Raw genomic sequence first — 8,377 nt, 5'->3', positions numbered from 1 at the left:
CATTGTTATCGCTTATGGTTTTATGCAAAGCCGCGAAGACTGTCAAGAGAAAAAAGGGGGGGCTTTGGCGGTGGGGGGAAAAGGGGGGAGGGGATTGCGGGATTTGGGTTATAAGTGGTTATGTGGTTATGTGGTTATGTGGTTAAAGCCGAGGGCCAAAGCCCTCGGCCCCCTAAGCCCCTAATCACCTAATCACCTAATCACCTAATCACCTAATCACCTAATCACCGGGCCGAAGGCTGAAGGGGATTGTCTGCGACGGATGGGGCGGTTATGCCCCTTCAGTCTTCAGTCTTCAGTCTTCAGCCTTCAGTCTCAAGATCTTCAGGACGCCGAAGGCCCTACTACTCCTTCGGCAGAATATCCTGGGAGGCGATGAAGCTCTGGGCGTCGCCGAAGGCTGAGCCGCTTTTTCGGATGACGGCGAAGACGAGCTCGGGTCGGCCGTCGTTGTTGATGTCCCCCAGGACGTAGTCGCTGACGTGGCCGGAGATGCTCCGGGTTTTCCATTTCGGGTAGAGGCCGAACTGGTCCCAGGCCAGGCACTCGATCTGGCCCGACTTGAAGATCCGGAGCTTGGCGAAGAGGCCGTCGGCGGCGTCCTTGTTGCGGCAGACCAACACCTCGTTTTTGCCGTCCTTGTCCACGTCCGAGATGAGAACCCGCTGGGGCAGGTACTGGCGGATCTGCTCCCGGTACTCGCCGATTCTGGCGGCGGCTTCGTCGGGATATTCCACGTAGATCCCGCCGGAGAGATAGGGCTCCTCGCTCTCCCATTCCCGTTCATTTTCCGCGGTGAGAACCCTGAGATAGTTCCGCTCGGAAAAGGCCACGGTCATCTCCCGACCGTTGCCCGCCACATCGCCGCTGTTGAAGCCGAAGATGTTGACCCACCTGGGCAGGGGCAGCTCGCCCGCCGTCTCCGGAACGTACTCGACGCCGTTGTAGCGCATCTCCGTGATGCCCGCCGTGAAGGGGCGCTTGGTGTCCCCCTGCTGTCCCATCAGGAGTTTGCCCCGGGAGGGATGGTCGATCACCCGGAAATACCACTTGACGTTCTCGGCGATCTTCTTGAACCGGGCCCCGTCCCACTCCAGGACGTAAGACATGAGGGACTGCCGTTCTTCGTGGATGTTGGAGACAAAGATCTCTCCGACGCCGTTTTCGTTGATGTCGGCGACGTCGATGCTCAAATGACGGTGGTTGAAGCTTTCCCGGATCTCGGCGATCTTGAGAAACCGCTGGTCCGTGTATCGGTAGACGAAAACGCCGTCCTCGGTCATGAAAACCGTTTCGTTCTTGCCGTCGCCGTCAACGTCGCCGATGGAGAGGCCCTCGATGGCCATTTTGAAGTTGCGGCTCTTCCAGGCCGCGCCCAGGGCCCCTTTTCCGGTCTCTCCGGCGGCCAGGCGCTGGTCCTCGGCGTCGATCTTGCCGGTCCAGAGGGATTCGGGGTGCATGCGGCTCTGTTCTTCCGGAGTCTTGGGCGCGGCGGCGGGAGCGGCAGGCGCGGGGGATGCCCCGGCGCCGAACAGCGTCTCGCCGACCTGCCCCGCGAACCGGTCGATGTGGGAGATGACGTCACCGCTCTCCTTTCCCGATTCGTTGAAGGACAGCATCGTCTTTTTCCCCGACGTGTCCAGCAGCCGGGCGTCGGTGCTGATGCTGTCGCCGAAGACGGTGAGACTGCCGTAGACGACATAGTCCGCGCCCAGGGTCTCTCCCAGGCGTCCGGCGGTCTTTTCATCGATGTCGGCCAGGCCCTGGATCGATTTCAGGGCCGCCTCCCTGGGGATGGGCTGAAGCTTGCCCGGACGGGTCAGCCGGGAGGTCAGCATGTCCTGAATGCCGTTCCTGAGAAAGGAGAGGTCCTTGTCCGAATGGATGTCAAAAGGCAGGATCAGAACCCTGGCCGCCGTCTCGGCCCTTGCCGTGCCGCCCCCCCCGAAACCCAAACCGAAAAAAAGCACGATGACGATCGAAACGCAAACGCAAACGCCGTATCTGGGATATTTTAGCAAAATTGGCTCCTTGAGAAAAAGTATGCGAGGTTAGGGTGATTAGGGTGATTAGGGTGATTAGGGTGATTAGGGTTTTAAGGTTTTAAGGTTTTAAGTGATTAAGTGATTAAGTGATTAAGTGATTAAGTGATTATGTGATTATGTGATTATGTGATTATGTGATTATGTGTCGGACGTTCCGTCCTCCATCCTCATAATCCTGGAATTCTGAAACTCTAACACCCTAACACCCTAAAACTCTAAAACCCTAAAACCCTAACCACCCTAACCACCCTGAAACCCGATTTTTATAGCAGAGCCCCTTTCCCTGTCAAACAGAAAACCGGGAAGGGGGGTGATGGGGGCGGGGCGTATTTGTTCTATGAAGGTGAATCAACATATGATATGTATTTATTGCGGCATCGGGGTCAGCCCCGGTCGGCCGGATCGCGGATGTGATCTCCTGTCGAAGCGCCGGCGGTTCGGGGGGCTTGGCAGGAGGGGTGAGATGGATGCTTGCGAATCCCGGGGAAGGCGATTCGGACGGTACGCCGCGGCGAAGCGGGGTTCGCGTAATCGGATGTTGAACGGCCCGCGGGCGGAAAGGAGGCGGCATGGCGGCTAAGATTCTGATTAAAAGGGTGGTTCCCAAGGGCAAGGAGGCTGAACTGGCGGTCCTTCTCAGGGAGCTCAGGGTGCTGACGATGAACCGGGACGGGTACATCTCCGGTGAAACCCTGAAACGGTTCGACAAGCCGGGGGAGAGCCTGGTGATCAGCACGTGGGCGTCGGTGGACGACTGGCGGGAGTGGGTCCTGTCGCCCGAAAGGACGGCGATTCAGGAAAAGATCGATGACCTGCTCGGTATGAAGACGGCGTACGAGATCTACACCTATTGACGGATGCAGCCCCGCGCCCCTGCAAGGTGCGGTGCGGGGCGACCCGGACGCTTCATCCCGCGGACCGCACCGCTGTGTCGTCGGGGTCCGTCTCCAGAAACGTGATGCAATTCCGTCCCTTCTGCTTGGACGCGTACATGGCCACGTCCGCCCGCTTGATGAACACCTCCATCTTCTCGTCGGGCCGGTACTCGGCGATTCCGATGCTGACGGTGATGCCGACGGCCTTGCCCGCCGCGGGGTAAAACCGTTCGCCGGCGATGGCGTCCGAGAGTCGCCGGGCCACGTGGCATGCGCCGGGACCGTCGGTCTCCGGGAGGATGACGGTGAATTCCTCGCCGCCGTATCGATAGGCGGAGTCCAGCCGCCGCAAACCGCTGCGGATGATATGCCCCAGGCGCGTCAGCACCGTGTTGCCTTCCAGGTGGCCGTGCGTATCGTTATAGGCCTTGAAATAATCGATATCCAGCATCAAAAGGGCGAGGGGGTGATGGTAGCGCACGGCCCGGTCCATCTCCTCGGAGAGCCGCCGGTAGAAATGGCGGCTGTTGAAGAGCCGGGTCAGGTCGTCGGTGATGGCGAGCTGTTGGAGCTTTTCGCGCATGGACCGCTCCCTCAGGACGCGCTGCAGCCGGAGGTGGAGCTCCTCGTAGCGGACGGGCTTGAAGACGAAATCGCTGGCACCCTTCTGGATGACCTCCTCGTAGGAGTACGCTCCGGAAAATCCGGTCATCACGATGATTTCGTAATCGTACTTCTCCTTGATCTTCCGGGTCAGTTCCAGGCCGTCCATGCCGGGCATGATAATATCGGTGATGACCACGTCCACGGGATTCTCTTCCAGGATCCTGAGGGCTTCAAGACCGCTGGATGCCGTGTAGCATTGGTATCCCAGGGTCTTCATGAAGTCGTTCATCAGTGCCCGTATCATGTCGTCGTCGTCAACGATGAGGACCTTGCTGTCAATATGGCGTCGGGGTTTTTTCATCATATTGGCCTGGTTTGGCGAATTCCGATATGCATCGGGGTTGACAGGCTATCGGTCTGTTGATAGTAAAGAACTCCTGTTTTCTTTGAAAAACGTTCAATATATTCTGAAACAAATTTAGTGTCAACCCGGAAGCAATATCATCGGTTGACGGCGCTCTGGATAGCCCAACCCTGTCGGCGGCGCGTTCCCGGCGTGGGGTCGGGCAGGAGACGTGCGGCGGCGTTTGAGGCGACAAATTTGGCCGGCCTGTGCCGCCCCCCCGCGATCGCGACAGGCGATCACGAGGATCGATATGTCAAGGTTTCAGAATCTCAAAATTTAATAAATGACATTTTAACATTTATCATGAAAAAATCACAGCATTAAATGGAACATATACGAAACTTCAGCATTATCGCTCATATCGATCACGGCAAGTCGACGCTGTCGGACCGGCTGATTCAGGCGGTTCACATTGTCGCCGACCGGGATTTCAAGGATCAGATCCTGGACACCATGGACATCGAGCGGGAGCGGGGCATCACCATCAAGAGCCAGACCGTCTGCCTGCCCTACACCGCGAAGAACGGCAAAACCTACAGCCTCAACCTCATCGACACCCCCGGCCACGTCGATTTCAGCTACGAGGTCTCCCGGGCCCTGGCCTCCTGCGAGGGGGCCTTCCTCCTGGTGGACGCGAGCCAGGGGGCCGAGGCCCAGACCCTGGCCAACCTTTACCTGGCCCTGGAGCACAACCTGGAGGTCATCCCGGTCATCAACAAGATCGACCTCCCCTCGGCGGACATCGAACGGGTCAGGGAGCAGATCGAGGACGATCTGGGGCTCGACCCCGAACGGGTGATCCTGACCTCGGCCAAGGAGGGGATCGGCATCGAGGACGTCCTCGAGGCGGCCGTCAATTTCCTGCCGCCCCCCAAGGGCGATCCCGACAAGCCGCTCAGGGCCCTGATCTTCGACTCCCATTACGACCCCTTCCGGGGGACCATCGTCCATTTCCGGGTCTTCGACGGACGGATCAAGGCCGGCGACACCATCCAGTTCATGTCCAACAACGCCCGGTACAAGGTGGAGGAGGTGGGGATCTTCCAGATCGTGCGGAAGCCCCGGAAGGTGCTGTCGGCCGGGGATGTCGGGTACATGATCGCCGGCATCAAGACCGTCTCCGACACCAGCTGCGGCGACACCATCACCCTCAAGTCCAACCCCTGCGACGCGCCCATGCCCGGATTCCGGGAATCCAAGCCCGTGGTCTTCTCGTCCATCTACCCGGTGGCCTCCGACGAATACGAAGACCTGGCCGTCGGCCTGGAAAAGCTGAAGCTCAACGATTCGGCCCTCATCTACGAGAAGGACTCCTCCGCGGCCCTGGGCTTCGGGTTCCGGTGCGGGTTTCTGGGGCTGCTCCACCTGGAGGTGGTCCAGGAGCGGCTGGAGCGGGAATACGACCTCTCCCTGATCCTCACCGCCCCGTCGGTTCAGTACGAGATCACCCTCAACGACGGCGAGGTCATGATCATCGACAACCCGTCCCTCTACCCCGACCCGTCCAACATCCTGATGACCCGCGAGCCTTACATCCGGGCGGCCATCATCGTTCCGGACCGCTACATGGGGGCGGTGATGAAGCTCTGCCTCGATAGGCGGGGCATCAACCGGAACTACCAGTACCTGACCCGGGATCGGCTCGAAATGATCTTCGAGCTCCCCCTGGCCGAGGTGATCTACGATTTCTACGACAAGCTCAAGTCGGTCACCCAGGGGTACGGCTCCTTCGACTACGACATCCTCGAGTTCCGGGAGACCGATCTCGTCAAGCTCGACATCCTCATCAACGGCGAGCGGGTGGACGCTCTTTCCCAGCTGGTCCACCGGGACCGGGCCGTGGAGCGGGGCCGCCGGGCCTGCGAGAAGCTCAAGGAGGAGATCCCGCGCCAGATGTACAAGATCGCCATCCAGGGGGCCATCGGCGCCAAGATCGTCGCCCGCACGACCATCTCCCCCTTCCGCAAGGACGTCACCGCCAAATGCTACGGCGGCGACATCACCCGAAAGCGGAAGCTCCTGGAGAAGCAGAAAAAGGGCAAGAAGCGGATGAAGATGGTCGGCCAGGTGGAAATCCCCCAGTCGGCCTTCCTGTCGGTGCTGAAGACGGAGGATTGAGAAGGAAGAGGCTGAAGGCTGACTAAAGAGGCTGAAGGCTGAAGGCTGAAGGGGCGCGCCTGCGAGGAACGGAGCGGTGACACCCCTTCAGTCTCTTTGAGCTGAGAGCCGAAGACTAACGGTTTAAGATTATAGGCTGAAAGAGGCGCCCCTTCGATGAACGGGGCGCTTGCACCCCTTTAGCCTTCAGCCTTTAGCCTTCAGTCTTCAGTCTTAAGCCTATGTCCTATCCGGCCCCGGCCCATGATTGCCGAAAGCCGAAGGTTGAACACAGAATCACTTGAAACTTAAAACCCTATCAGGAGAAACATATGGGAATGACCATCACCGAAAAGATTCTCGCGGCGCATGCGGGGGTGTCGAAGGTGTCGCCGGGGGATCTGATCATGGCCCGGGTGGATGTGGCGCTGGGGAACGACATCACCGCCCCCATCGCCATCAAGGCGTTTCGTGAGAGCGGGGCTAAAAAGGTGTTCGACAAGGACCGCGTCATCCTGGTGCCGGACCATTTCGTGCCCAACAAGGACATCGCCTCGGCCATGCAGGTCAAGCTGGTGCGGGAGTTCGCCCGGGAGCAGGAGCTCACCTGGTTTTTCGACGCGGGGGAGATGGGGGTGGAGCACGCCCTCCTGCCGGAGCAGGGACTGGTGCTGCCTGGAGACCTCGTCATCGGCGCCGACAGCCACACCTGCACCTACGGCGGCCTGGGAGCCTTCTCCACCGGGGTCGGCTCCACCGACCTGGCGGCGGCCATGATCACCGGCGAGGTCTGGCTCCGGGTGCCCGAGAGCATCAGGTTCGTCTACGAGGGAACCCTCAACCCGTGGGTGGAGGGCAAGGACCTGATCCTCTACACCATCGGCGACATCGGGGTGGACGGGGCCCTCTACCAGGCCATGGAGTTCACCGGGCCCGTGATCGAGGCCCTGAGCGTGGAGGGGCGGCTCACCATGGCCAACATGGCCATCGAGGCGGGGGGGAAGAACGGCATCATCGCCCCGGACGCCCTCACGGAGGCCTTTGTCCAGGACCGGGCGGTCCGCGACTACACCCCTTTCCACAGCGACCCCGACGCCGGATACGCCCGGGTGATCACCTATGACGTGGGGAACATCGAGCCCCAGGTGGCCTTTCCTCATCTGCCCGAAAACACCCGGGGCATCAGCGAGGTGGGAGAGGTGGTCATCGACCAGGCGGTGATCGGCTCCTGCACCAACGGCCGCATCGAGGACCTCCGGTCGGCGGCGCGGGTCCTCACGGGCAACCGGGCGGCCAAGGGGGTCCGGCTCATCGTCATACCCGCCACCCCCACCATCTACCGCCAGGCCATGGACGAAGGCCTCTTCGAGATCTTCATGAACGCCGGCGCCATTATCAGCCCCCCCACCTGCGGTCCCTGCCTGGGCGGGCACATGGGCATCCTGGCCAAGGGCGAGCGGGCCATCGCCACCACCAACCGCAATTTCGTCGGCCGCATGGGCCACCCGGAAAGCGAGGTCTACCTCTCCAACCCCGCCGTAGCCGCCGCCTCCGCCATCGCCGGAAAAATCGTCGGGCCGGACAGGGTGGCATAGGCCCTTCGGGCCAGTGGTTAGGTTTTAAGGGTGTTAAGGTTTTATGGTTTCAAGTAATTAAAACTCTAAAACCCTAAAACCCTAATCACCACTTTCTTTAACTATCTGAATCAAGGACTTATATGGCTATGCAAGTAACCGGAAACATCCACAAATTCGGCGACGATGTCGACACCGATCTGATCATTCCGGCGCGGTATCTCAGCACCAGCGATCCTGCGGAACTGGCTAAACACTGCATGGAGGATGCGGATCCGGACTTTGCCGGCAAGGTGAGGGAAGGGGACATCATCGTGGGCGGGAAGAACTTCGGGTGCGGATCGTCGCGGGAGCACGCCCCCATCGCCATCAAGGCCGCCGGGGTGTCCTGCGTCATCGCCAAAAGCTTTGCGCGGATTTTCTACCGGAACGCCTTCAACATGGGGCTGCCCATCCTCGAATGCGAGGCGACGGACGCCTTCGAGACCGGCAAGAAACTGTCGGTGGATTTCGATACGGGAGAGATCGTCCTCGTGGAGACCGGCGAGCGGTTCACCACCCGCCCCATCCCCCCCTTCATGCAGGAACTTGTCCAGAGCGGCGGGTTGATGAAATACATCCAATATAGGCTGAAGACTGAAGGCTGAAGGCTGAAGGGGTGCGTCCGCGACGAACGGAGCGGTGATACCCCTTCAGTCTCTTTAAGCTGAGGGCCGAAGACTAACGGTTTAAGACTATAGGCAGAAAGGGGCGCCCCAGCGACGAACGCGGCGT

Annotated in this window: 7 protein-coding genes; 5 read left to right on the top strand and 2 right to left on the bottom strand. The window is 60.0% G+C overall.

Features of this window, described 5'->3' with window-relative positions:
* Nucleotides 1-184 (top strand): hypothetical protein (locus tag AB7S84_RS15130; RefSeq protein WP_428155480.1); only part of this gene is annotated, 184 nt, incomplete at its 5' end.
* Between the two features lie 160 nt (nt 185-344).
* On the opposite strand, the gene AB7S84_RS15125 is transcribed toward AB7S84_RS15130, so the two are convergent.
* The gene (locus tag AB7S84_RS15125) at nt 345-2,021 is read right to left on the bottom strand and encodes an FG-GAP-like repeat-containing protein (protein ID WP_428155478.1); all 1,677 of its coding nucleotides are present in this window, start codon (nt 2,019-2,021) and stop codon (nt 345-347) included.
* Between the two features lie 593 nt (nt 2,022-2,614).
* On the opposite strand from AB7S84_RS15125, the gene AB7S84_RS15120 reads away from it, so the two are divergent.
* Nucleotides 2,615-2,899, top strand: coding sequence for an antibiotic biosynthesis monooxygenase family protein (locus AB7S84_RS15120; RefSeq protein ID WP_020878460.1), 285 nt, complete (start codon nt 2,615-2,617; stop codon nt 2,897-2,899).
* 52 nt (nt 2,900-2,951) lie between these two features.
* Here AB7S84_RS15120 and AB7S84_RS15115 read toward each other — a convergent pair whose 3' ends face one another.
* Nucleotides 2,952-3,890 carry a GGDEF domain-containing response regulator gene (locus AB7S84_RS15115; RefSeq protein WP_234979181.1) on the bottom strand — a complete coding sequence of 313 codons (939 nt, stop codon included), beginning with the start codon at nt 3,888-3,890 and terminating at the stop codon, nt 2,952-2,954.
* A 366-nt stretch (nt 3,891-4,256) separates the two neighbouring features.
* Here AB7S84_RS15115 and lepA point away from each other — a divergent pair, with 366 nt between their 5' ends.
* From lepA to AB7S84_RS15100, 3 genes are all read left to right on the top strand, one after another.
* A complete protein-coding gene (gene lepA / locus AB7S84_RS15110; RefSeq protein WP_428155475.1) occupies nt 4,257-6,050 on the top strand; it encodes a translation elongation factor 4 in 1,794 nt (597 codons plus the stop codon).
* A 311-nt stretch (nt 6,051-6,361) separates the two neighbouring features.
* On the top strand, nt 6,362-7,624 hold the full coding sequence (gene leuC / locus AB7S84_RS15105; protein ID WP_020878463.1) for a 3-isopropylmalate dehydratase large subunit: 1,263 nt from the start codon (nt 6,362-6,364) through the stop codon (nt 7,622-7,624).
* A gap of 122 nt (nt 7,625-7,746) precedes the next feature.
* The gene (locus tag AB7S84_RS15100; protein ID WP_020878464.1) at nt 7,747-8,250 is read left to right on the top strand and encodes a 3-isopropylmalate dehydratase small subunit; all 504 of its coding nucleotides are present in this window, start codon (nt 7,747-7,749) and stop codon (nt 8,248-8,250) included.
* Nucleotides 8,251-8,377 lie beyond the last annotated feature (127 nt).

The organism is Desulfococcus sp., assembly GCF_050178255.1.
Classification (GTDB): domain Bacteria; phylum Desulfobacterota; class Desulfobacteria; order Desulfobacterales; family Desulfococcaceae; genus Desulfococcus; species Desulfococcus multivorans.
The sequence above is the reverse complement of the archived record's forward strand: the minus strand, read 5'-3'. Positions and strand labels throughout refer to the sequence as shown.

Coding starts and splice junctions, on each gene's coding strand:
- AB7S84_RS15120 (WP_020878460.1), top strand. CDS start 2,615: ATGGCGGCTAAGATTCTGATTAAAAGGGTGGTTCCCAAGGGCAAGGAG.
- AB7S84_RS15115 (WP_234979181.1), bottom strand. CDS start 3,890: ATGATGAAAAAACCCCGACGCCATATTGACAGCAAGGTCCTCATCGTT.
- lepA (WP_428155475.1), top strand. CDS start 4,257: ATGGAACATATACGAAACTTCAGCATTATCGCTCATATCGATCACGGC.
- leuC (WP_020878463.1), top strand. CDS start 6,362: ATGGGAATGACCATCACCGAAAAGATTCTCGCGGCGCATGCGGGGGTG.
- AB7S84_RS15100 (WP_020878464.1), top strand. CDS start 7,747: ATGGCTATGCAAGTAACCGGAAACATCCACAAATTCGGCGACGATGTC.